Annotated in this window: 19 protein-coding genes; 15 read left to right on the forward strand and 4 right to left on the reverse strand. The window is 31.1% G+C overall.

Going from position 1 to position 25,190, the window contains the following annotated elements:
- Positions 1-260: 260 nt before the first annotated feature.
- A complete protein-coding gene (lexA, locus tag HMPREF3241_RS07530; protein ID WP_002446357.1) occupies positions 261-881 on the reverse strand; it encodes a transcriptional repressor LexA in 621 nt (206 codons plus the stop codon).
- Positions 882-1,024: 143 nt separating this feature from the next.
- On the opposite strand from lexA, the gene sosA reads away from it, so the two are divergent.
- The 7 genes from sosA (at position 1,025) to sbcC (ending at position 9,272) form a co-directional block, all read left to right on the forward strand.
- Positions 1,025-1,258, forward strand: coding sequence for a DNA damage-induced cell division inhibitor SosA (gene sosA, locus HMPREF3241_RS07535; protein WP_002446358.1), 234 nt, complete (start codon positions 1,025-1,027; stop codon positions 1,256-1,258).
- Between the two features lie 157 nt (positions 1,259-1,415).
- Positions 1,416-1,652 carry a DUF896 domain-containing protein gene (locus HMPREF3241_RS07540; RefSeq protein WP_002446359.1) on the forward strand — a complete coding sequence of 79 codons (237 nt, stop codon included), beginning with the start codon at positions 1,416-1,418 and terminating at the stop codon, positions 1,650-1,652.
- A 231-nt stretch (positions 1,653-1,883) separates the two neighbouring features.
- Positions 1,884-3,872: a transketolase gene (gene tkt, locus HMPREF3241_RS07545; protein WP_002446360.1), complete on the forward strand. Its 1,989-nt coding sequence runs from the start codon at positions 1,884-1,886 to the stop codon at positions 3,870-3,872.
- Between the two features lie 206 nt (positions 3,873-4,078).
- Positions 4,079-4,306 carry a YneF family protein gene (locus tag HMPREF3241_RS07550; RefSeq protein WP_001831215.1) on the forward strand — a complete coding sequence of 76 codons (228 nt, stop codon included), beginning with the start codon at positions 4,079-4,081 and terminating at the stop codon, positions 4,304-4,306.
- A 233-nt stretch (positions 4,307-4,539) separates the two neighbouring features.
- On the forward strand, positions 4,540-5,007 hold the full coding sequence (locus tag HMPREF3241_RS07555) for a CcdC family protein (protein WP_002457502.1): 468 nt from the start codon (positions 4,540-4,542) through the stop codon (positions 5,005-5,007).
- A 107-nt stretch (positions 5,008-5,114) separates the two neighbouring features.
- The gene (sbcD, locus tag HMPREF3241_RS07560) at positions 5,115-6,239 is read left to right on the forward strand and encodes an exonuclease subunit SbcD (protein ID WP_002446363.1); all 1,125 of its coding nucleotides are present in this window, start codon (positions 5,115-5,117) and stop codon (positions 6,237-6,239) included.
- A gap of 3 nt (positions 6,240-6,242) precedes the next feature.
- On the forward strand, positions 6,243-9,272 hold the full coding sequence (sbcC, locus tag HMPREF3241_RS07565) for an exonuclease subunit SbcC (protein ID WP_070853577.1): 3,030 nt from the start codon (positions 6,243-6,245) through the stop codon (positions 9,270-9,272).
- Between the two features lie 118 nt (positions 9,273-9,390).
- Here sbcC and mscL read toward each other — a convergent pair whose 3' ends face one another.
- Positions 9,391-9,741, reverse strand: coding sequence for a large conductance mechanosensitive channel protein MscL (gene mscL / locus HMPREF3241_RS07570; protein WP_002446365.1), 351 nt, complete (start codon positions 9,739-9,741; stop codon positions 9,391-9,393).
- A 211-nt stretch (positions 9,742-9,952) separates the two neighbouring features.
- Between mscL and HMPREF3241_RS07575 the strand changes: the two genes are divergently transcribed.
- The 3 genes from HMPREF3241_RS07575 (at position 9,953) to menI (ending at position 15,309) form a co-directional block, all read left to right on the forward strand.
- On the forward strand, positions 9,953-11,593 hold the full coding sequence (locus HMPREF3241_RS07575; RefSeq protein WP_002475189.1) for a BCCT family transporter: 1,641 nt from the start codon (positions 9,953-9,955) through the stop codon (positions 11,591-11,593).
- Between the two features lie 420 nt (positions 11,594-12,013).
- On the forward strand, positions 12,014-14,719 hold the full coding sequence (gene acnA / locus HMPREF3241_RS07580; RefSeq protein ID WP_070853578.1) for an aconitate hydratase AcnA: 2,706 nt from the start codon (positions 12,014-12,016) through the stop codon (positions 14,717-14,719).
- Positions 14,720-14,841: 122 nt separating this feature from the next.
- Positions 14,842-15,309 (forward strand): 1,4-dihydroxy-2-naphthoyl-CoA hydrolase MenI, encoded by a 468-nt coding sequence (gene menI, locus HMPREF3241_RS07585; RefSeq protein WP_002446368.1) that lies wholly within the window; start codon positions 14,842-14,844, stop codon positions 15,307-15,309.
- Positions 15,310-15,357: 48 nt separating this feature from the next.
- On the opposite strand, the gene HMPREF3241_RS07590 is transcribed toward menI, so the two are convergent.
- Positions 15,358-15,654: a HesB/YadR/YfhF family protein gene (locus tag HMPREF3241_RS07590; protein WP_070853579.1), complete on the reverse strand. Its 297-nt coding sequence runs from the start codon at positions 15,652-15,654 to the stop codon at positions 15,358-15,360.
- Positions 15,655-15,897: 243 nt separating this feature from the next.
- Positions 15,898-16,506 (reverse strand): glycerol-3-phosphate 1-O-acyltransferase PlsY, encoded by a 609-nt coding sequence (plsY, locus tag HMPREF3241_RS07595; RefSeq protein WP_002439653.1) that lies wholly within the window; start codon positions 16,504-16,506, stop codon positions 15,898-15,900.
- A gap of 209 nt (positions 16,507-16,715) precedes the next feature.
- Between plsY and parE the strand changes: the two genes are divergently transcribed.
- The 5 genes from parE to HMPREF3241_RS07620 all read left to right on the forward strand — a co-directional run bounded on the left by parE (position 16,716) and on the right by HMPREF3241_RS07620 (position 25,185).
- Positions 16,716-18,710 carry a DNA topoisomerase IV subunit B gene (parE, locus tag HMPREF3241_RS07600; RefSeq protein ID WP_162153071.1) on the forward strand — a complete coding sequence of 665 codons (1,995 nt, stop codon included), beginning with the start codon at positions 16,716-16,718 and terminating at the stop codon, positions 18,708-18,710.
- Positions 18,707-21,109: a DNA topoisomerase IV subunit A gene (gene parC / locus HMPREF3241_RS07605; protein WP_002490499.1), complete on the forward strand. Its 2,403-nt coding sequence runs from the start codon at positions 18,707-18,709 to the stop codon at positions 21,107-21,109. The genes parE and parC overlap by 4 nt, the downstream gene beginning before the upstream one ends.
- Positions 21,110-21,320: 211 nt before the next feature.
- Positions 21,321-22,778 (forward strand): glutamine transporter AlsT, encoded by a 1,458-nt coding sequence (locus HMPREF3241_RS07610; protein WP_002446372.1) that lies wholly within the window; start codon positions 21,321-21,323, stop codon positions 22,776-22,778.
- A gap of 194 nt (positions 22,779-22,972) precedes the next feature.
- Positions 22,973-23,821 (forward strand): glucose PTS transporter transcription antiterminator GlcT, encoded by an 849-nt coding sequence (gene glcT, locus HMPREF3241_RS07615; RefSeq protein WP_002457493.1) that lies wholly within the window; start codon positions 22,973-22,975, stop codon positions 23,819-23,821.
- Positions 23,822-23,967: 146 nt separating this feature from the next.
- Positions 23,968-25,185, forward strand: coding sequence for an AI-2E family transporter (locus HMPREF3241_RS07620; RefSeq protein WP_070853581.1), 1,218 nt, complete (start codon positions 23,968-23,970; stop codon positions 25,183-25,185).
- Positions 25,186-25,190: the final 5 nt, after the last annotated feature.

Here is a 25,190-nt window from a genome sequence, read left to right on the forward strand (position 1 = left end):
AAAAAGTGAAAGAAATATTAGATAAGAACAAAAAAACAAAATCGGTTGGTCAGAAGTTGTATTGAATTTTTCTCTCACAACAGGTGTAGTTCAGAGTAAAAAATTTGATAAAAGCCGTTATCTTAACACTAACACTGGCATCGAGATTAATATATTAAATACCCTAGGACATTAGTGGCTGTCCTAGGGTATTGTTTTTAAACCATATAAAAAATATAAGGAGGCCTACACTTAAAAATAAGAAATTGATTATAAATTTATTACATTTCTCTATATAATCCTATTACTTTACCTATTACAATGACATTATCTAAGTAAATAGGCTCCATAGTACTATTTTCAGGTTGTAGTCTATAACGATTTTTTTCTTTATAGAAGCGTTTAACAGTAGCTTCTTCATCTTCAGTCATAGCTACTATAATATCACCATTTTCAGCAATAGTTTGACTTCGTACAATTACTTTGTCGCCATCTAATATTCCAGCTTCAATCATACTTTCCCCAACTACATTTAAAATAAATATATCGCTGTTATGTGTTGAAGTTAAGTGCTCTGGTAGTGGAAAATATTCTTCTATATTTTCTACAGCGGTAATTGGAACGCCGGCCGTAACTTTACCGATAACCGGAACATGAATTGTTTCCTCTACATTTACCTCATCTAATTGTTCGCTAACTATCTCGATAGCTCTAGGTTTAGTAGGATCTCTTCTTATATATCCTTTTTCTTCTAATCTAGATAAATGTCCATGTACTGTAGAACTTGAAGCTAAACCGACAGCTTCGCCAATTTCTCGAACACTTGGTGGATAACCTTTTGTTTGAACAATTTTCTTAATATAATCATATATTTCACTTTGTCGCTTAGTGAGTTCTCTCATAAATAGGCACTCCTTATTATTGTTTGAGATAATTATATCATTAATTACCTTTTCTAACAAACATTTGTTCGCAATGTTGTTGACACAGAACTTATGTTCTGATAAATTACTTATACAAACAAATGTTCTAGGAGTGATATTGGATGATTTTAAAATACAAATATAAATTTTTAACATATATGGCAATAGTAATAGTGTCTTGTATTGTTTTTTTAACTTTCTTTTTAAGCGTTAACCAAGGTGCTCAATCAGAACAAACGTACGAAATGACTGACCACAAGATTCATCAACATAATCAAAAAGGAACTACTCAAAACTATAAAGACAAACAAAATAGCGAACAGAATGATCAGTCTGTGTTCGCATTAGTCAATTAATTTTCATATTATCTACTGTAAAATGAGCGTAACAATTTGGTTATGCTTATTTTTTTGATATATTCTACTCAAGTAATAAGTATCATTAAAACTAACAGAATATTTGTTAATTATTATCATAACAATAAAATTTTATGCATTAAGAAAGAGGTTTCAAATGAGTAAAGAAAATTTAAATATTGATAGAATAAATGAATTAGCCAGAAAAAAGAAAGAACAGGGCTTAACCAATGAAGAGGCTAAAGAACAGACTAAATTAAGAAAACAGTATTTAGAAGAATTTAGAAAAGGTTTTAAACAACAGATAGAAAATACTAAGGTCATTGATCCTGAAGGAAATGATGTGACACCTGAAAAGTTAAAAAAGATACAAGAAGAGAATCACAATAAATAAAACAATAGAGTTCGACTCATCATTGATATATAAGTTGAAAATTTTCGTAGTCATTGATGATTTACTTAGAAATAATTTATTTTTAATTAACTTTTAGGGAGTTAAACTAGGTATATAGTTTGAATCCAGTTATATCCTTAGATCTAATTTATCTGATTTTTCTTTATCATTTTAAAATAAAATAAGTTATAATTAAAAATAGATATTAATTGTAGAAGGGAAGACACAACGATGTTTAATGAAAAAGATCAATTAGCTATAGATACGATACGTGCTTTAAGCATTGATGCAATCGAAAAAGCAAATTCAGGACACCCTGGATTACCTATGGGAGCGGCACCTATGGCGTATACTTTATGGACGCGCCACCTTAATTTTAACCCTCAATCTAAAGATTTTTTTAATAGAGATAGATTTATTCTATCAGCAGGTCATGGTTCGGCTTTATTGTATAGCTTATTACATGTCTCTGGTAGTTTAGAACTTGAAGAACTTAAACAATTTAGACAATGGGGTTCGAAGACGCCTGGACATCCAGAATATAGACATACTGATGGCGTAGAAGTTACTACTGGTCCATTAGGTCAAGGTTTTGCCATGTCTGTAGGGATGGCGTTAGCAGAAAGTCATTTAGCAGGTAAATTTAATAGGGACCAATTTAATATAGTTGATCATTACACTTATGTACTAGCGTCAGATGGTGACTTAATGGAAGGTATCTCACATGAAGCTGCATCTTTTGCAGGTCATAATCAGTTAGATAAATTAATTGTCCTTTATGATTCAAATGATATATCTTTAGATGGAGATTTAGATAAATCATTTTCTGAAGACACAAAACAGCGTTTTGAAGCCTATGGTTGGAACTATATTCTAGTTGAAAATGGTAACGATTTAGATGAGATTGATAATGCAATCACTCAAGCTAAATCACAACAAGGACCTACTATTATCGAAGTTAAAACTATTATTGGTTTTGGTTCTCCTAATAAAGCTGGTTCAAATGGAGTTCATGGTGCCCCACTTGGTGAAGAAGAACGTGCACTTACATTTAAAGAATATGGATTAGATCCTGAAAAACGTTTTAATGTTCCTGAAGATGTATACGAAATATTTAAATCAACAATGTTAAAACGTGCAAATGAAAATGAAGAGGCTTGGAATAATATGCTTAAAAATTATAGTGAAGCCTATCCAGAATTAGCTGAGGAATTTAAATTAGCAATGAGTGGTAAGTTACCAAATCATTACGCTAATGCCTTACCAGAATATGATTTAAATCACAGTGGTGCTTCTAGAGCTGATTCAGGAGAAATAATTCAAAAATTAAGTGAATTTGTTCCTTCATTCTTTGGTGGATCAGCAGACTTAGCAGGTTCAAATAAATCTAACGTTAAAGAAGCTAAAGATTATAATAAAGATACTCCAGAAGGTAAAAACGTATGGTTTGGTGTACGTGAATTTGCAATGGGAGCAGCAGTAAACGGTATGGCAGCACATGGTGGACTTCATCCGTATGCAGCAACATTCTTTGTATTCAGTGATTATCTAAAACCAGCTTTACGATTATCATCAATCATGGGGCTCAATTCAACATTCATCTTTACTCATGATTCAATTGCTGTAGGTGAAGATGGACCCACACACGAACCTATAGAACAATTAGCAGGTCTTCGTGCCATTCCTAATATGAATGTTATTCGTCCAGCTGATGGTAATGAAACACGTGTAGCTTGGGAAGTTGCACTTGAATCAGAACAAACGCCAACATCATTAGTGTTAACTCGTCAAAATTTACCAACTTTGGATGTTGATAAACAAACAGTTGAAAATGGTGTGAGAAAAGGTGCGTATATTGTTTTTGAAACAGAACAACAACTTGAATATTTATTATTGGCATCAGGATCAGAAGTTAATTTAGCTGTAGAAGCTGCAAAAGAATTAGAGCAACAAGGTAAAGGTGTACGAGTTATTTCTATGCCAAACTGGTACGCATTTGAACAACAATCTTCTGAATATAAAGAATCAATTTTACCTTCTGATGTTACTAAACGTATAGCTATCGAAATGGCATCACCACTCGGTTGGCATAAATATGTTGGTATTGAAGGTAAAGTTATTGGTATAGATAGTTTTGGTGCTAGTGCTCCTGGAGATTTAGTAGTTGAAAAGTATGGATTCACTAAAGAAAATATTTTAAAACAAGTCCGTTCATTATAAATTTAGACAATGATTTAGTTGAACTTTTTAGGTTACTAACCATCAAAATTGGTTAGTAACCTTTTAGATATTAAAATAGAATTTAATAATATCTTTGGCTTTGTTATGATAATAAATGGAGTACTAATCGTTATTATTCAAGAATGTCTTGAAATAACAGAACGAATTTAGTAAAATTCATAAGGATACAGAAAGCGGGTGAAACAATGGCAATTTGGGTAGCAATTATTCTGATCGTTATAGCACTTATTGCAGGTTTAATTGGTGGTTTCTTATTAGCTAGAAAATATATGAAAGATTACTTAAAGAAAAATCCACCTATCAATGAGGAAATGCTACGTATGATGATGATGCAAATGGGACAAAAACCATCTCAAAAGAAAATCAATCAAATGATGACAATGATGAATAAAAATATGAATCAAAAAATGTAAGGTTCATAGACATTATATTAATGAGTGTTACAGAAACTTATCAAAATAACTGTAGCGCTCTTTTTTTACTTATTATTAATATATTAATTTTATGTTCTAGTAATGAATTAAATACTATATATGTATTAAAATGTTAAAACTTGAACATTTAAAGTGTCAATTTTATAGTGATAGTGATATACTATCAGATGATTATTTAAGCGAATAAGTTTATGTCAAAAGAGGGTGTCAATTTGGCTTATTTAGTCTTTTCCATTGTGTTTGCATTTCTAATGGGTGCTGTCGTTATAGTGATAAGAATGAAAGCACAACAGTTTCCAGTCAATGAAAAGAAAATTATCTTACCACCATTTTTCATGGCTACCGGTGCATTGATGTATGTGGTACCATATTTTAGATTAACTGGTATGGAAATGTTAGAATCTTTGATATTAGGTGTTTTGTTTTCTACTGTTTTAATCTGGACTTCTAGATTTGAAGTTAAAGATGATAATATTTATATGAAACGGTCTAAAGCATTTCCAATTATTTTAATATCATTATTAATAATAAGAACAGTTATTAAAATATTTATAAGTAGCGAAATTGATCCAGGTGAAATTGCTGGTATGTTTTTTTTACTCGCATTTTGTATGATAGTACCTTGGAGATGTGCAATGCTTTATAAATATAAAAAATTGCAAAAGAATCTTATTAAGTAATATGTTTAACCACTTATCATTATTTTGATAGGTGGTTTTTTACTTGAAAAAGGTAAAAAAAGCATATAGAATTGAAACGAACAAACGTTCTTATCAGGAGGGTAATTATGAAAATTGTACATACCGCTGATTGGCATCTGGGTAAAATTTTAAATGGAAAGCAATTGCTTGAAGACCAAAAATATATTTTAACTCAATTTAAACAACATATGGAGAAGGAACAACCAGATTTAATAGTCATTGCAGGTGATTTGTATGACACCTCATATCCAAGTAAAGAAGCGATAGGTTTACTAGAAGAGACTATTGAATACTTAAATATAGAACTTGAAATTCCAATAATCATGATAAGCGGTAACCATGATGGTAGGGAAAGATTGAATTATGGCGCTAAGTGGTTTGAGAATAATCAACTTTACATAAGAACTCAACTAGAAAATATTGATGATCCAATAGAATTGAGTGGTGTTCAATTTTTCACTTTACCTTTCGCAACTGTGAGTGAAATGCAAAATTATTTTAAGGATAAGCAAATAGAAACATATCAACAAGCATTAAACGAATGCTTAGAGCAAATGTCTAGTTCCATAGATAATAATAAGGTAAATATACTAATTGGTCATTTAACTATAGAGGGCGGTAAAACTTCAGATTCGGAAAGACCATTAACTATTGGAACAGTAGAATCAGTTGATATGCATTCTTTTCGGTTGTTTGATTATGTAATGCTTGGGCACCTACATCATCCATTTAGTATAAATAACTCTTTTATCAAATATAGCGGTTCGATATTGCAATACTCTTTCTCTGAAGTAACTCAATCTAAAGGATATAGAGTTCTTGATATTGAAAATAATCAAATATTAAATGAAACTTTTGTTCCTTTAAAACCTCTAAGAGAATTAGAAGTTATTGAAGGTGATTATGAAGATATTATTCAAGAAAGAATAAAAGTAAAAAATAAAAATAATTATTTTCATTTTAAGTTAACGAATGTTTCTCATGTTACTGATCCAATGACGAAACTGAAACAGATTTATCCCAATATATTAGCGCTATCGAATGTAGCATTTGAGCATAGTGAGAATTTTAGCCATGCCGAAATCAAAAAGCAAGATGATCAGACAATTATAGAAAATTTTTATGAAAATATGACGGATCAACATCTGAGTCAAGTTCAATCAGACAAAATAAAGCACTTGTTAAGTTTTATATTGGATAGGGAGGGATAAGATTTGAAGCCTTTACATATAGTTATGGAGAACTTTGGCCCTTTTATTAAAGAAACTATTGATTTTGAGCAAGTTGAAACTGATCAACTCTTTCTAATTAGTGGTAAAACTGGATCTGGTAAAACAATGATATTTGATGCTATAGTATACGCTTTATACGGTATGGCTTCGACCAAAACTAGAAAAGAAGGAGATTTGAGAAGTCATTTTGCAGATGGTAAATCGCCAATGTCAGTAATTTATCAATTTAAAGTTAATAATCAAACCTTTAAAATTCATAGAGAAGCACCTTTTATTAAAGAGGGGAATATAACTAAAACACAAGCCAAGTTAAATATATATGAATTAGTTGATAATCAATTTGAATTAAGAGAAAGTAAAGTGAATCAAGGTAATCAATTTATTGTACAATTATTAGGCGTTAATGCTGAACAATTTCGTCAATTATTTATTTTGCCTCAAGGAGAATTTAAAAAGTTTCTTCAGTCAAATAGTAAAGATAAACAATCGATTCTTAGAACACTTTTTAATAGTGAGCGATTTGATGAGATTAGACATCTACTTGTAGAAAATGTAAAGCAAGAAAAAGTACAAATTGAAAATAGATACACTCAAATTGAAAATTTATGGAATGATATAGATACATTTAATAATGATGAATTGGCCTTATATAAAGAATTAGAGAGTTCTCAGACAGATAAAATGATTGAAAAATTCCCACAATTTAATGATTATGGATACAAAATTCTCAAGTCATTTGAAGATGCTAAGATTAAAATAACTAAAGAATTAGATGATTTAAATCATAAATATAAAGTGAATGTTGAATTAAGTGAGAATACTAAAAAATTAAAAGCGGAAACAATCAAATTTGACGAATTAAAAAAAGAACAAAACTATATTGATAAATTGAATCAAGAATTAAAAATGATTCAGGAATCTAAAGTATTAATCACTTATTTTACTAGGCTGCAAAGTTTAAAAAAAGGTAAAGATGAATTAGAGTCACTTCATGAGCAATCAAAATTAAATGAAACAAACTATTGCAATGAAATTAAAGATTTTCAAAAACAACTCGACCATTTATCAACACGAGAAAATGAAATAACTCAATTTAATCAGTATCTAGAAAAAAACCAAGTTTTCTTTAATCAATTAGATATGATTATTAGTAGTTATCAACAAAAACCGGTAATTGAAGAAGAAATAAAAAGATTATACAGTGAATATAATGATTTAATAACCAAAAAAGAAAAATTGACGAAAGAATTGAACGATAAAAACAAAGATTTTGCAATTATTGATCATTACACTGAAGAGATTTATAACCTGAAAAAGATTATAGATGAATATGAAAGACAAAAAAAGGATGAGAAATTATTTGATAAATTACAACAAAATAAATCATCTTATCTTAGTAAATTAAATGAGAAGAAAGAACAGTTAAATGAAATTGAATCATCAATAATTAATATAGATGCGACTTTAATTGATTTGAATGACAAAAAGGATTTTGTAAATGAAATAAAGTCCGCTTTGTCAGTAGGGGATACTTGTCCAATTTGTGGTAATGAAATACATTCATTGGGAGAACATATCGATTTTGAATTAATTGCTCAAAAAAATAATAAAATAAAACAGTTTGAAAGTAAGAAGGTAAAAATTCGTGATGAAATAATCAAAATAGAAACTCGAATTGAGGAATTAAATCATAGAGAAAAAGAATTAAATTTTGAGAAACAAGAAAAGAAGGATATTAGTGAGCTTCAAAAACAACTTAATCATTTGAAACAACTAAAAGATGAACAACAAAGCATAAATAAGTTAGTAGAAAATTTTGAGAAACAAGAAAAAGAAATAGTTAATAAAATACATCAGTTTGATTTAGATTTGAGTAGAAAGAACACGCAAAAAGAAAAACTGGAAATTCAAATTAATGATTTTGAACGACATTCACAATTTTCATCAGTAAAGGATTTTGAAGCTTATTATTCTCATGCTAAAAAACAAGTTGAGAACTATGAGTATGATAAAGAAAAAACTAAAAATAAATTGAACGAGTTAAATAATAAGTTAAAGATAGAAATGAATGATCAAAAACATTTAACTGAGAATTTAACTCAAACAAGTAAAGAAATAAATAATTTAGAATTAAAAATGGAAAAAGAAATGCAACAACTTGGTTTTGAGTCTTATGATCAAGTCAAAAGCGCTGCAGATTTAAGTGCCCAAAAAGATGAAATAGAAAGAGAAATTAGTATTTATAATAAGAACTATCAAAGTTTTGAAATAGAGATTAACAGACTCAATGAATTAGTTAAAGGAAAAAAATTATTAAATTTAGAAGATTTACGACAATCTATAGAAAAAACAAACTTGAAACTAGATGAAACGAATTCACAGATAGCTACGATTAGCTATAAAATAGATAATAACTCTAACAAATTTAATAACATAAAAAATATAATTCAGATCCTCGATGATGAATTAAAAGTGCAAAAAGAAATTTTCTTGCTATCAGAAATATTAGCAGGTAAAAATGATTATAAATTAACACTAGAAAATTATGTTTTAATTTATTACTTGGAAAAAATAATTTTTCAAGCGAATCAACGACTTTCATTTATGAGTGGTAATAGATATCAACTGATTAGAAGAGAGGCCATTTCCTTAGGATTAAGTGGATTGGAAATTGACGTGTTTGATTTTCATTCAAATAAATCGAGACACATAAGTTCACTTTCAGGAGGAGAAACATTTCAAGCATCACTGGCTTTAGCTTTAGGATTAAGTGAAGTCGTACAGCAAGAATCAGGTGGAATCACTTTAGATTCTATGTTTATAGATGAAGGATTTGGCACTTTAGATCAAGAAACACTTGAAACTGCGATAGATACATTAATTAATTTAAAATCATCTGGGCGCATGGTTGGTATAATCTCACATGTAAGCGAGCTTAAGCAACGTATTCCTTTGATTTTAGAAGTGACAAGCAATCAATACGAAAGCCATACACAATTTAAAAAAAATTAAAAAAATAGAGACTTAAGATTTTGTGACATGCTCTAATTTAAAGCTATTGATTTTTCAATACTTTAATAAAAACATGCATAATTTCTTTAAGTCTCTATAATTGAATATAGTGATTTGATTATTTTTTAAGCAAGTCTCTAATTTCTGTTAATAAAACAGTATTTTCTTCCACTTCTTCTTCTTTCTCTTCTTTTTTCATAACTGTATTAGCTATCTTAACAAAGATAAATAAAGCAAAAGCAATTATAATGAAGTCAATTATTGATTGTATGAAAAGTCCATACTTGATACCCCAAAAAGACCAATCTTCAGCAAAATCAACTGAACCAAATAATTTACCAATTAATGGCATGATAATGTATTGGACTAGGGATGTAACTATTTTATTAAACGCTGCCCCCATAACTACAGCAATAGCTAAGTCTAAAACATTGCCCTTGAGTGCAAACTCTTTAAATTCTTTTAACATAAAGCATATCCCTTCTTTTAAAATATATTTCTGATTATACAATATATAAATATTTTAGCAAATACTATAATTATGTAAATTTGATAATGTTGAAGACCTTTGTTAATCTATTAAAGTGTATTGGTAAAGTTAAAAATTTTAAAATAAAATTTAATTTTTTGATTTTACTGCCTTGAAAAATTAAATATTCGAATGAAGGGAGTAATTAATTATGAATTCTTCTTCACAAGAGAAGAAAAATAAAAAGTTTTCTTCGGTTTTCATCTATAGTTCAATTATTGCAGCTATAGTAGTGATCATCGGTGCTGTTTGGCCTGAGAAATTCGATAGCGTTACTAATACAGCTAAGATGTGGATTACTAATAATTTGGGTTGGTATTACCTTATTTTAACAACAGTAATTGTATTCTTCTGTATTTTCTTGATATTCAGTCCAATTGGGAAACTTAAATTAGGGAAACCTAATGACAAACCAGAATTTAATACAATTTCTTGGTTCGCAATGCTATTCAGTGCTGGTATGGGTATTGGTTTAGTATTCTATGGTGCAGCTGAACCTATGGCACATTTTGCAGCTCCACCAACAGCTGATCCTGAAACGACAAAAGCATACACTGAGTCTTTAAGATCTACATTTTTCCATTGGGGATTCCACGCATGGGCAATTTATGGTGTGGTAGCTTTAGCCTTAGCTTATTCTCAATTCCGTAAAGGAGAACCTGGATTAATTTCTAGAACTTTACGTCCATTATTGGGAGATAAAGTTGAAGGACCAATAGGTACTTTAATTGATGTATTATCTGTTTTTGCTACATTAGTTGGTGTAGCTGTATCTCTAGGTATGGGCGCGCTTCAAATTAATGGTGGCTTACATTATTTATTTGACGTGCCGAACAACACTTTTGTTCAAGGTATTATTATTGTTGTTGTAACAATTTTATTTATTGCTAGTGCTTGGTCAGGTTTAAGCAAGGGAATTCAATATTTAAGTAATTTAAATATAGGTCTTGGTACGGTATTAATGATTGTTACATTAATTGTTGGACCAACTGTTTTAATCTTAAATATGATGACAAGTTCTACAGGTAGTTTATTAAATTCATTCTTATTTAACAGTTTTGATACCGCTGCGTTAAACGGTCAAAAGCGTGAATGGATGTCAACGTGGACATTATACTATTGGGGTTGGTGGCTAAGTTGGAGTCCATTCGTTGGTGTATTCATCGCACGTGTATCTAAAGGTCGTTCTATAAGGGAATTTATTTCAGGTGTTTTATTAGTACCGGCAATTGTTAGTTTTATATGGTTCAGTGTTTTCGGCGTATTAGGAATTGAAACTGGTAAAAAACATTCGGATCTTTTTAAAATGTCACCTGAAACGCAGTTGTTTGGTGTATTCAACCATATTCCGTTAGGTATTGTTTTATCTATCATTGCATTATTGCTTATTGCTTCTTTCTTTGTTACTTCAGCTGACTCAGCAACATTCGTATTAGGTATGCAAACTACATTTGGATCATTAAATCCAAGTAGTCTAGTTAAAGTAACTTGGGGAGTTGCGCAAGCACTTATTGCCTTTGTACTATTATTAGCTGGTGGAGGAGATGGCTCTAAAGCCTTGAATGCTATTCAAAGTGCTGCCATTATAAGTGCTTTCCCATTCTCATTCGTCGTCATAATGATGATGATAAGTTTCTACAAAGATGCAAATAAGGAACGTAAATTCCTTGGATTGACACTTACACCAAATAAACATCGTTTACAAGAATATGTTAAATATCAACAAGAAGATTATGAAACAGATATTCTTGAAAAAAGAGAAGTTAGAAGAAATAAAGAAAAAGAAGAATAAAGTGTAATTGCTTTATAAACCTGAGACAAACAAAATTGTCTCAGGTTTTTTTATAAAAATCACTAATATCTCACTACTAAAATTTTATTATTATATCTGCTGATAGATACAGTATCAAATTGATATCATTTCATTTTTGAGCGCATACGCTTATAAGTTTGTGGTCATTCAATTTGTATGAAGAAACCGAATAGTAGTTTGATATTTAAAATGATGTTCATTATTGATAACCATTCTCAATTAATAACATTTACTTATTGCGCTAATATCTTACGATAAGTTTTTCTTATATAAACTGATTACAAAAGCGAAATGAAAATAAAGCGTTTTCTAAAGGTACATAGTTGTTTTGATAAACATATAATAATACAATTTAATTAACGGCATATAAATATATATAAATATCAAGGGGGATATAAAATGGCTTCTAATATTAAAGAACAAGCAAAGAAACAATTCGAATTAAATGGTCAATCATATACTTACTATGACTTACAAACATTAGAAGAAAAAGGGCTAACTAAAATTTCTAAATTACCATATTCAATTCGCGTATTGTTAGAATCTGTGTTACGACAAGAGGATGATTTTGTTATAACTGATGATCATATCAAAGCATTAAGTGAATTCGGTAATGAAGGTAACGAAGGTGAAGTTCCATTCAAACCTTCTCGTGTTATTTTACAAGACTTTACAGGTGTGCCAGCAGTAGTAGATTTGGCTTCATTGCGTAAAGCTATGAATGATGTTGGTGGGGATATTAATAAAATCAACCCAGAAGTACCTGTGGATTTAGTTATCGACCATTCTGTTCAAGTTGATAGTTACGCTAATCCAGAAGCATTAGAACGTAATATGAAATTAGAATTTGAACGTAACTATGAACGTTATCAATTCTTAAACTGGGCAACAAAAGCTTTTGATAACTATAATGCAGTACCTCCTGCTACAGGTATTGTCCATCAAGTAAACTTAGAGTATTTAGCAAATGTTGTACATGTAAGAGATGTTGATGGTGAAAAAACAGCATTTCCTGACACTTTAGTTGGTACAGATTCACATACTACAATGATAAATGGTATTGGTGTTCTAGGTTGGGGCGTTGGTGGTATCGAAGCCGAAGCAGGTATGTTAGGACAACCGTCATATTTCCCAATTCCTGAAGTTATCGGAGTGCGTTTAACTCACTCTTTACCACAAGGTTCAACAGCTACCGATTTGGCTTTACGTGTGACTGAAGAATTACGTAAAAAAGGTGTGGTTGGAAAATTTGTTGAATTCTTTGGTCCAGGTGTTCAACATTTACCATTAGCAGACAGAGCTACAATTGCTAACATGGCCCCAGAATATGGCGCAACGTGTGGTTTCTTCCCAGTAGATGAAGAATCATTGAAATATATGAAACTTACTGGCCGTGACGAAGAACATATTGAATTGGTTAAAGAATATTTACAACAAAATCATATGTTCTTTGATGTTGAAAAAGAGGATCCTGAATATACAGATGTTATTGATTTAGACTTATCTACAGTAGAGGCATCACTTTCAGGTCCAAAGCGTCCACAAGACTTAATTTTCTTAAGTGATATGAAAAAAGAATTTGAAAAATCAGTAACTGCTCCTGCTGGTAATCAAGGTCATGGACTTGATCAAAGTGAATTTGATAAAAAAGCAGAAATTAATTTTAATGATGGGTCTAAAGCAACTATGAAAACAGGAGATATCGCAATTGCTGCTATTACCTCATGTACTAACACTTCTAACCCATATGTTATGTTAGGTGCTGGTTTAGTTGCTAAAAAAGCTGTAGAAAAAGGATTGAAAGTACCAGAGTTCGTTAAGACGTCACTTGCTCCAGGTTCAAAAGTTGTTACAGGGTATTTAAGAGATTCTGGATTACAACAATATTTAGATGATTTAGGTTTCAACCTTGTTGGTTATGGTTGTACTACATGTATTGGTAACTCAGGGCCACTATTGCCTGAAATTGAAAAGGCAGTTGCAGATGAAGATTTATTAGTAACTTCAGTCTTATCAGGTAATCGTAATTTTGAAGGTCGAATCCACCCATTAGTGAAAGCAAACTATTTAGCATCACCACAACTTGTTGTAGCTTATGCGCTTGCTGGTACAGTAGATATTGATTTACAAAATGAACCAATTGGTAAAGGCAAAGATGGTAAAGATGTATACTTACAAGACATTTGGCCTTCAATACAAGAAGTTTCTGATACTGTAGATAAAGTTGTTACACCTGAACTATTCTTAGAAGAATATAAAAATGTATATCATAACAATGAAATGTGGAATGAAATAGATGTAACCGATGAACCATTATATGATTTTGATCCTAATTCAACATATATTCAAAATCCAACATTTTTCCAAGGATTATCTAAAGAGCCGGGTAAAATTGAACCGCTTAAAAGTTTGAGAGTTATGGGTAAATTTGGTGATTCTGTTACAACAGACCATATTTCTCCAGCAGGTGCTATCGGCAAAGATACACCAGCAGGTAAATATTTATTAGATCATGATGTTGCAATTCGCAACTTTAACTCTTATGGTTCCCGTCGTGGTAACCACGAAGTAATGGTACGTGGTACATTTGCCAATATTCGTATCAAAAACCAACTTGCTCCAGGTACTGAAGGTGGATTTACAACATATTGGCCTACCGGAGAAATAATGCCTATATATGATGCAGCAATAAAATATAAAGAAGATGGAACTGGCTTAGTTGTCTTAGCTGGTAATGACTATGGAATGGGATCTTCTCGTGACTGGGCTGCAAAAGGTACGAATTTATTAGGAGTTAAAACTGTCATAGCACAAAGTTATGAACGTATTCATCGCTCTAACTTAGTTATGATGGGGGTATTACCGCTTCAATTCCAACAAGGAGAATCTGCAGAAACACTAGGTCTTGATGGTAAAGAAGAAATATCTGTAGACATTAATGAAGATGTACAACCACATGATCTTGTAAATGTGACTGCTAAAAAAGAAAATGGTGAAATCATTAATTTCAAAGCTATTGTACGTTTTGATTCACTAGTAGAATTAGACTATTATCGTCATGGTGGTATTTTACAAATGGTATTAAGAAATAAACTCGCGCAGTAATTTAATATAATTTTGACTCATTTTTAATTCAAAGCAGTCATGCTAACTATTGTGTTGGTATGACTGCTTTATGTTATCCTTAATTGAAAGAATAAGTTAAAGTTGAAAGAAGGATTACTCCAATGATATACAGTTTGACTGAAATTGAAGCAAGATATCAAGAAACGGATAAAATGGGGGTTATCTATCATGGTAACTACGCAACATGGTTTGAAGTTGCGAGAACTGACTATATAAGAAAACTTGGCTTCAGTTATGCCTCTATGGAAGAACAAGGTGTTATTTCACCAGTTGTAGATTTAAAAGTGCAATATAAAAAATCAATTTACTATCCTGAAAAGGTTACAGTAAAAACATGGGTAGAAAAATATTCTAGATTACGTTCAACGTATTGTTATGAGGTTTATAATGAAAATGGAGAATTAGCTACGACTGGTTCAACAGAGCTTATCTGTATTAAAGCAGATACATTTAAACCCATACGCCTGGATAGATATTTTCCTGAGTGGCATGAGACTTATAGTAAGGTTAACCAGTTAAATAAAGAAGGTAAAGATGCTGAGGTTACGTTTGGCACTGATCATTTATAAAAAGAAGCGAAGTGGTTTATCGCTTCTTTTTTTATATGTATAATTATATTAATTTCGTTTGTAGATGATCTCATCTTCATGATCGATTGCATCTACTTTTAGTGTTTCATCTTGAAAATACCATAAATCTTTTTCCGCAATAACGACATTTATTTCGAAGAATGTTTGTTCAAAACCTATTTCAATAGCATCTTTATTTTCTACGGTGAACGCTGGACTAAATCCTTGTTTTAATTGGAATTCTCCTCCATATTTTACATAAAACTGAAGAACTTTATTGCTTATAGGTAAATCCAATTCGTTTTTAAACCATTCTACTGCCTTTTGAGTTAATTTTATATTCATAGTGTTATCACCTTACTTTTTTTAATTTTTATTTATCTAAATTTTAAAGGCATGATAGCATAATACATTTGATATGCTCTTTTATTGTAATCGAGTAAATATAAATTCATAGAAAATAATGAATCTTTTCAAAATTTTAAGTTTTTATTTTATTTTGGCCATTAAGTTATTAATCGCTAATATATTAATAATGCCTGGAACATTGATTTGAAGTCCCAGGCTCTAAACAATTAGAAATTTGAGTTACATCCATTTAATTTTAGGTTCTTCACCTTTAAAAATTCTAACTATATTAGATTTGTGTCGAATGATTAATATGATTGAAACAATTCCGCTAACAGCAAGTAAAATATAATCATGAATGATAATTGAACCGATCACACAACTAATTGCTGCAATGATACTTGATAAAGAAACATATTTAAAGATTTTTAATACACTAAAAAAGATAATTGCCAAGATAAGAAGTAAAATAGGATTGACACCTAATACAACTCCTGCACTGGTAGCTACTGCTTTTCCGCCATTAAATTTCAGATATATTGGATACACGTGACCGAGTATTGCAAACAATCCTACTATTAAACCATTTGTAAAGAAGGTGCTTATAACACCATCCGCATGAACTGGGAACCATAGTGGAAAAAAGACTGTAATAAATCCCTTGAAAATATCTAAAAACGTAACTATAAATCCGGCTGGTCTTCCAAGAACACGAAAACTGTTAGTTGCTCCAGTATTTCCACTACCGTATTGTCTTATATCTTTTTTAAAAAATAATTTACCAATAATTAACCCACTTGGGAATGCACCAATCAGATAACTCAAGATTAACATGACGATGATCATCATAAAAACTTACACATCCTTTAGAAACTTAGCTTCATTCTACCACACTCAATATTAATTAGAACATTGTTAATTTAATTTAATTCAATAAAGTTACTCAAACAACTTAGTAATTTAAATGACACTTGCAATTTAGGTGAATTTATATAAGAATAACTATTGTATAGTTTTAATAACGAACGTACGTTTGTAGGAGGGCGAAATCATTGGCAATGAATAAACAAAATAATTATTCAGATGATTCAATTCAGGTACTTGAAGGACTAGAAGCTGTTAGAAAGAGACCTGGTATGTACATTGGATCAACTGATAAACGAGGATTACATCATCTTGTATATGAAGTTGTCGATAACTCCGTCGATGAAGTATTAAATGGTTATGGTGATGCAATTACAGTAACAATTAATCAGGATGGTAGTATTTCTATAGAAGATAATGGTCGAGGTATGCCAACAGGTATACATGCGTCTGGCAAACCTACTGCAGAAGTTATATTTACTGTTTTACATGCTGGAGGTAAGTTTGGACAAGGGGGTTATAAAACATCTGGAGGTCTCCATGGGGTAGGTGCTTCTGTTGTAAATGCCCTTAGTGAATGGCTTGAAGTTGAAATTCATAGAGATGGTAATATCTACACCCAAAATTTCAAAAATGGTGGTATTCCAGCGACAGGCTTAGTAAAAACTGGAAAAACAAAAAAAACAGGTACTAAAGTTACATTTAAACCAGACCCAGAAATATTTAAGTCAACGACGACTTTTAATTTTGATATTTTAAGTGAGCGTTTACAAGAATCTGCATTTTTACTTAAAGATTTAAAAATTACACTTACTGATTTACGTAGTGGAAAAGAACGAGAAGAAATCTACCATTACGAAGAAGGAATTAAAGAATTTGTTAGTTATGTCAATGAAGGTAAAGAAGTATTACATGATGTCACTACATTTGCAGGGCATTCCAATGGAATAGAGGTAGACGTAGCATTCCAATATAATGATCAGTACTCTGAGAGCATATTAAGTTTTGTAAATAATGTTCGTACAAAGGATGGAGGTACTCATGAAGTTGGTTTCAAAACAGCGATGACTCGTGTTTTTAATGAATATGCACGTCGTATAAACGAACTGAAAGATAAAGATAAAAATTTAGACGGTAATGATATTCGTGAAGGTTTAACAGCGATTATTTCAGTACGTATACCAGAAGAACTTCTTCAATTTGAAGGGCAAACGAAATCAAAACTTGGCACTTCAGAAGCTAGGAGTGCTGTAGACTCTGTTGTTTCAGAGAAATTACCATATTACTTAGAAGAAAAGGGCCAATTATCTAAATCATTAGTTAAAAAAGCAATTAAAGCTCAACAAGCACGAGAGGCTGCTCGTAAAGCTAGAGAAGATGCACGCTCAGGAAAGAAAAATAAACGTAAAGATACATTGTTATCAGGTAAGTTAACCCCTGCGCAAAGTAAAAATACTGATAAAAACGAGTTATATCTAGTTGAGGGTGATTCAGCGGGAGGTTCTGCAAAATTAGGACGCGACCGTAAATTCCAAGCTATTTTACCTCTTCGTGGAAAGGTGATTAATACAGAAAAGGCACGTTTAGAGGATATTTTTAAAAATGAAGAAATTAATACGATTATTCATACTATTGGTGCTGGTGTTGGTACTGACTTTAAAATTGAAGATAGTAATTACAACAGAATTATTATCATGACAGATGCTGATACGGATGGTGCACATATTCAAGTATTATTGCTTACATTTTTCTTTAAATATATGAAACCACTTGTTCAAGCTGGACGTGTCTTTATTGCGTTACCGCCTTTATACAAATTAGAAAAAGGTAAAGGTAAGAATAAAAAAGTTGAGTACGCTTGGACTGATGAAGAATTAGAAAATTTACAAAAGCAATTAGGAAAAGGTTTCACATTACAGCGTTATAAAGGTCTTGGTGAAATGAATCCAGAACAATTATGGGAAACTACCATGAATCCAGAAACTCGGACATTAATTAGAGTTCAAGTTGAAGATGAAGTTCGTTCATCAAAACGTGTCACTACTTTGATGGGGGATAAGGTTGCGCCACGAAGAGAGTGGATTGAAAAACACGTTGAATTTGGTATGCAAGAAGATCAAAGTATTTTGGATAATAAAGAAGTCCAAATACTAGAGAATGAAAAATATATTGAGGAGGAAACGAATTGAGTGAGATAATTCAAGATTTGTCACTTGAAGATGTTATTGGTGACCGATTTGGACGTTATAGTAAATATATCATTCAAGAACGTGCATTACCTGATGTACGTGATGGTTTAAAACCAGTACAACGACGTATACTATTCGCAATGTATTCTAGTGGGAATACGTATGATAAAAATTTCCGTAAAAGTGCGAAAACTGTCGGTGATGTAATAGGTCAGTATCATCCTCATGGAGACTCTTCAGTATATGATGCTATGGTGCGCTTAAGTCAAGATTGGAAGTTACGTCATGTTCTAATTGAAATGCATGGGAATAATGGTAGTATCGATAACGATCCTCCAGCTGCTATGCGTTACACAGAAGCTAAACTTAGTCAATTATCAGAAGAACTATTAAGGGATATTAATAAGGAAACAGTATCATTTATTCCAAACTATGATGACACAACTTTGGAACCAATGGTATTACCAGCGAGATTTCCTAATTTATTAATTAATGGATCTACGGGGATTTCTTCAGGATATGCTACTGATATCCCGCCACATAACCTTGCCGAAGTGATACAAGGTACATTGAAGTATATCGATCAACCTGATATTACAATTAATCAGCTGATGAAATATATCAAAGGGCCTGACTTTCCTACAGGTGGTATCATTCAAGGAATAGAAGGTATAAAAAAAGCATATGAGACTGGTAAAGGAAGGGTTGTCGTGCGTTCACGAGTAGATGAAGAACCTTTAAGAAGTGGACGTAAACAATTAATTGTGACTGAAATTCCTTATGAAGTGAATAAAAGTAGTTTAGTTAAAAGAATCGACGAATTACGTGCTGATAAAAAGGTTGATGGTATTGTAGAAGTTCGAGATGAGACTGATAGAACTGGATTACGAATTGCAATCGAATTAAAAAAAGATGCTAATAGCGAATCAATCAAAAACTATTTATATAAGAATTCGGATTTACAAATTTCATATAATTTTAATATGGTTGCTATTAGTGAAGGCCGCCCTAAGTTGATGGGATTACGTGAAATTATAGAAAGTTATTTAAATCATCAAATTGAAGTGGTTACAAATAGAACGCGCTATGACTTAGAGCAAGCTGAAAAACGTATGCATATTGTGGAAGGATTAATGAAAGCTTTATCTATACTTGATGAAGTTATTGCATTGATACGTAATTCTAAAAATAAAAAAGATGCCAAAGATAATTTAGTTGCAGAATATGGCTTTACTGAAGCTCAAGCAGAAGCTATTGTCATGTTACAGCTATATAGATTAACAAATACTGACATTGAAGCTTTGAAAAAAGAACATGAAGAGTTAGAAGCTTTAATAAAAGAATTAAGAAATATCTTAGATAATCATGAGGCGCTTTTAGCAGTAATTAAAGATGAACTAAATGAAATTAAAAAGAAATTTAAAGTGGATCGACTATCTACAATCGAAGCTGAAATTTCCGAAATCAAAATTGATAAAGAAGTTATGGTGCCTAGTGAAGAAGTGATTTTAAGTTTGACACAACATGGCTATATAAAACGTACATCTACACGTAGTTTTAACGCAAGCGGTGTGACTGAAATCGGTTTGAAGGACGGTGACCGCTTATTAAAACATGAAGCCGTGAATACTCAAGATACTGTTCTTGTATTTACAAATAAAGGTAGATATTTGTTTATACCTGTTCATAAATTAGCCGATATCCGTTGGAAAGAGCTTGGTCAACACATATCACAAATTGTGCCAATAGATGAAGATGAAGAAGTGGTAAATGTATACAACGAAAAAGATTTTAAAAATGAAGCCTTTTATATTATGGCTACTAAAAACGGCATGATTAAGAAAAGTAGCGCTTCACAATTTAAAACTACTCGTTTTAATAAACCACTCATAAATATGAAGGTTAAAGACAATGATAAACTTATTAATGTCGTTCGATTAGAGACTGATCAGTTAATTACTGTTCTAACGCATAAAGGCATGTCATTAACTTATTCAACTAATGAATTATCGGATACAGGCTTAAGAGCAGCTGGTGTTAAATCAATTAATCTTAAAGATGAAGACTATGTTGTTATGACAGAAGATGTGAACGATTCAGATTCCATAATAATGGTTACACAACGTGGTGCTATGAAGCGTATTGATTTTAATGTTCTTCAAGAAGCTAAACGCGCACAACGTGGAATCACTTTACTAAAAGAATTAAAGAAAAAACCGCATCGGATTGTGGCGGGTGCAGTAGTTAAAGAAAATCACACGAAATATGTTGTATTCTCTCAACATCATGAAGAATATGGTAAAATCGATGATGTACACTTATCTGAACAATATACGAATGGATCATTTATTATTGATACTGATGATTTTGGAGAAGTAGAAAGTATGATTCTAGAGTAAAAGTATATGCAATCACAAAATAAAATGATAAAATAAAAATTAATAATAGCAACTAAAATGAGCCCAAGGGATTTATGTCTAATTTGAACTATCAAAGTGATAATATACATTTATTGTTAATATGAATGTTTAATCTTTGTTAATGAAATTAAAGCATAAATCTCTTGGTGTATTTAAAACGATAAATTTAAGTGGATGAGAGGGATTCGTTTTGCAAGATTTCGATAACTTAATTCCTGGCTGGTTTAAAACATTTGTTCAAGTCGGGAATGACTTAATTTGGTCTCAATATCTTATTGGATTATTATTAACAGCAGGTTTTTTCTTTACAATTAGTTCTAAATTTATTCAACTCAGAATGTTACCAGAGATGTTTAGAGCATTAACTGAAAAGCCAGAAACTTTAAGTAGTGGTGAGAAGGGTATTTCACCATTTCAAGCTTTTGCGATTAGTGCTGGGTCAAGAGTAGGAACTGGAAATATTGCCGGTGTTGCAACTGCTATTGTTCTTGGTGGTCCCGGTGCAGTCTTTTGGATGTGGGTTATTGCTTTTATTGGTGCAGCTAGTGCATTTATGGAAGCAACACTTGCGCAAGTTTATAAGGTACATGACAAAGAAGGTGGGTTCCGTGGCGGACCAGCCTATTACATAACAAAAGGACTTAACCAAAAATGGCTTGGAATTGTATTTGCTGTTTTAATTACAGTTACATTTGCTTTTGTATTTAATACTGTTCAAGCAAATACAATTGCTGAATCATTAAATACTCAATACAATATTAGCCCAGTAATTACTGGAATAGTACTTGCAGTTATTACAGGTATTATCATTTTTGGTGGTGTTCGTAGCATAGCTACACTATCTTCACTTATTGTGCCTATTATGGCTATTGTTTATATAGGTATGGTTTTAATCATTTTATTACTCAATATAGATCAAATTGTACCTATGATTGGCACTATTATCAAAAGTGCATTCGGAGTTCAGCAGGTTACTGGTGGTGCTGTAGGAGCAGCTATTCTTCAAGGTATTAAACGTGGTTTATTCTCAAACGAAGCTGGTATGGGATCTGCACCTAATGCTGCTGCTACAGCTGCTGTGCCTCATCCCGTTAAACAAGGTTTAATTCAATCATTAGGTGTATTCTTTGACACTATGCTTGTTTGTACAGCTACAGCAATTATGATTTTATTATATTCTGGTTTACAATTTGGTGATAGCGCGCCTCAAGGTGTAGCAGTTACACAATCAGCGTTGAACGAACATTTAGGTTCAGCAGGAGGTATTTTCCTAACTGTAGCAGTTACCTTATTTGCATTTTCATCTGTTGTAGGTAACTATTACTATGGTCAATCCAATATCGAATTTTTATCTAACAATAAGATGATATTATTTATTTTTAGATGTTTTGTAGTACTTTTAGTATTTGTAGGTGCTGTTGCTAAAACAGAAACAGTATGGAGTACTGCCGATTTATTTATGGGTCTTATGGCAATAGTAAATATCATATCAATTATAGGTTTGTCGAATATTGCGTTTGCAGTGATGAAAGATTATCAAAGACAGCGTAAAGAAGGTAAGAGACCTGTGTTTAAACCCGAAAACTTAGAAATAAATTTATTTGGCATTGAGACTTGGGGACAACATGCAAAAATGCCAAAAAAATAGTGAATAAATTAATAAAATAACGGCTTGATACATATCCCTTGATGTATCAAGTCGCTTTATTTTTGGCAAGATTTAAAGTATTGATGTCATTGATTCAATCTCTATATAACAGTAAAAACTTTCAAAATAGATTCCTTTTCAATTTAGGTATTAAGCATTATAATTTTAATAATGATATTAGAAAGGTGATTATGATGAGCAAGTATGTAATAACGAAAACACTCAATAATAATGTCATCATATGCACAAAAAATCATCAAGAGGTTGTTTTAATTGGTAAAGGTATTGGTTTTAATAAAAAGGTTGGTATGACAGTTCAAGAGAATGCTTCGATAGAAAAAATTTATAAATTAGAACAACAAGAGCAACAAGAACACTACAAAACACTTTTGGAGCTCGGAGAAGATCATGTTGTTCAAGCGGTGATAGACTCAGTTAATATTATCAATGAATCTGGTCTAATTACAGATGATAAAAATTTGGTTGTTGCACTTACAGATCACATCATTTATGCCTATAAAAGACTTAAGCAACATCAAATGATTACAAATCCATTTGTGATTGAAACAAAACATCTTTATAGTAATGCGTACAATGTTGCTCGAAAGGTAATCGATAAATTAAATAAAACCTTAGACGTACATTTTCCAGAAGATGAAATTGGATTCATCGCATTACATATTGCATCCAACTCTGAAAAATTATCAATTCACGATATTTCAGTAATAAACAAGTTAATCAATAAGAGTATTACAATTATTGAAACTGATTTACAACATTCAATTGATAAACAAACAATACAATATCAGCGTTTTATAAGGCACATACAATTTTTAATATATCGATTAACTAAAGGTGAGTATTTAGAAGCACAAGAGAATTTTATATCGATGATAAAAACTATGTATCCACGTAGTTTTAATACGGCTTATAAAATATTAAAAATGATTCAACGTGAATTTAGTGTGTATGTATACGAAGCGGAAATAGTTTATTTAACACTACATATCAATCATTTTGAAGTTCAAATTAGTAGTAAATAAATCTTAAAATATTCTTTTAATAAGAAAAGTGACCTTAATGATTAGAATATTGTTATTTGTGGTAAGATAAATATTGTGTTTTTAAGCTTATTTTTACAATAAAATTAAAAAGTAAATAGATGTATTTTTAAGGCGTGGTGAATTTAATGAAAAATGAAAAAGAAATAAATGGAAAGAAAAGCCATTTTTTTAGTTTGTCAGAGTCTAGATTTATGAGGTTTTTAGGCGGAAATGACCTTATTTATGCTTTAATTGCATTGGTTCTTTTAGGTATTGTCATTTTTATCTTTGATAAAATTTCATATGTCTTTCAACCATTTATTATTGTATTTAATACAATAGCAGCACCTATTATTGTTTCGTTAGTACTATTTTATTTATTCAATCCTATTGTAAATATGATGGAGAGGTATCGTATTCCAAGACTATTAGGTATAACAATTATTTATGTTGCAATTGTTGGTATTATTACATTAATAGTTAATTTACTTATTCCAATTATTGGATCACAGATAGAAAGTTTTATCAAAAATACACCTAATTATTTACATAAAATTACGCGATCACTTGATAAACTTAATAATAATACAATTTTATCTGGTTATATGGGACAAGTGAACGAATGGTTAGAATCTGCTCAGAAAAAGATACCATCTATGGTTTCAGATTACTCAGATGGATTTGGATCTAAACTTGCAACTTTTGCTGAAGCAGTCGCGAATATCGGTATTGTTATTGGGACTACACCTTTTGTGTTGTTCTTTATGTTAAAAGATGGTCATAAATTTAAAGATTATACTACAAAAATTATGCCACCTAAATTTAGAAAAGATTTTCATGACTTGTTAGAAAAGATGAGTGTACAAGTTGGTTCGTACATTCAAGGTCAAATTATTGTGTCATTTTGTATTGGATTATTACTATTTATTGGCTATTTAATTATTGGTCTTAAGTACGCCTTGGTTTTAGCAAGTATTGCTGCAGTCACTAGTGTAGTTCCTTATTTAGGACCGACAATAGCAATATCGCCTGCGATTGTTATCGCGATTATTACTTCACCTTTGATGTTATTAAAGTTAGCTGTTGTATGGACGCTTGTCCAATTCTTTGAAGGCCACTTTATCTCTCCTAACGTTATGGGTAAAACATTGAAAATTCATCCTTTAACAATTATTTTCATTTTATTATGTGCAGGAAATTTAATGGGCATTGTTGGAGTGATTATTGGTATTCCTCTATACGCTGTACTTAAGGTATTGGTTTCACACATATTTATGTTATTTAAACGAAGATACAATCGCTACTATGGAAATGATGCTGGTGAGTACACTATCACTGAAGAAGAAAAAGGAATTAAACAATAATATAT

Source organism: Staphylococcus sp. HMSC34G04 (assembly GCF_001838765.1).
GTDB classification, from domain to species: Bacteria; Bacillota; Bacilli; order Staphylococcales; family Staphylococcaceae; genus Staphylococcus; species Staphylococcus epidermidis.

Excerpts from the sequence above, each read along its gene's own strand:
- parE (WP_162153071.1), top strand. The coding sequence starts at position 16,716 with ATGAATAAACAAAATAATTATTCAGATGATTCAATTCAGGTACTTGAA.
- menI (WP_002446368.1), top strand. The coding sequence starts at position 14,842 with ATGATATACAGTTTGACTGAAATTGAAGCAAGATATCAAGAAACGGAT.
- sbcD (WP_002446363.1), top strand. The coding sequence starts at position 5,115 with ATGAAAATTGTACATACCGCTGATTGGCATCTGGGTAAAATTTTAAAT.
- HMPREF3241_RS07590 (WP_070853579.1), bottom strand. The coding sequence starts at position 15,654 with ATGAATATAAAATTAACTCAAAAGGCAGTAGAATGGTTTAAAAACGAA.
- lexA (WP_002446357.1), bottom strand. The coding sequence starts at position 881 with ATGAGAGAACTCACTAAGCGACAAAGTGAAATATATGATTATATTAAG.
- tkt (WP_002446360.1), top strand. The coding sequence starts at position 1,884 with ATGTTTAATGAAAAAGATCAATTAGCTATAGATACGATACGTGCTTTA.
- acnA (WP_070853578.1), top strand. The coding sequence starts at position 12,014 with ATGGCTTCTAATATTAAAGAACAAGCAAAGAAACAATTCGAATTAAAT.
- mscL (WP_002446365.1), bottom strand. The coding sequence starts at position 9,741 with ATGTTAAAAGAATTTAAAGAGTTTGCACTCAAGGGCAATGTTTTAGAC.
- HMPREF3241_RS07620 (WP_070853581.1), top strand. The coding sequence starts at position 23,968 with ATGAAAAATGAAAAAGAAATAAATGGAAAGAAAAGCCATTTTTTTAGT.
- HMPREF3241_RS07575 (WP_002475189.1), top strand. The coding sequence starts at position 9,953 with ATGAATTCTTCTTCACAAGAGAAGAAAAATAAAAAGTTTTCTTCGGTT.
- HMPREF3241_RS07540 (WP_002446359.1), top strand. The coding sequence starts at position 1,416 with ATGAGTAAAGAAAATTTAAATATTGATAGAATAAATGAATTAGCCAGA.
- HMPREF3241_RS07550 (WP_001831215.1), top strand. The coding sequence starts at position 4,079 with ATGGCAATTTGGGTAGCAATTATTCTGATCGTTATAGCACTTATTGCA.
- glcT (WP_002457493.1), top strand. The coding sequence starts at position 22,973 with ATGAGCAAGTATGTAATAACGAAAACACTCAATAATAATGTCATCATA.
- sosA (WP_002446358.1), top strand. The coding sequence starts at position 1,025 with ATGATTTTAAAATACAAATATAAATTTTTAACATATATGGCAATAGTA.
- plsY (WP_002439653.1), bottom strand. The coding sequence starts at position 16,506 with ATGATGATCATCGTCATGTTAATCTTGAGTTATCTGATTGGTGCATTC.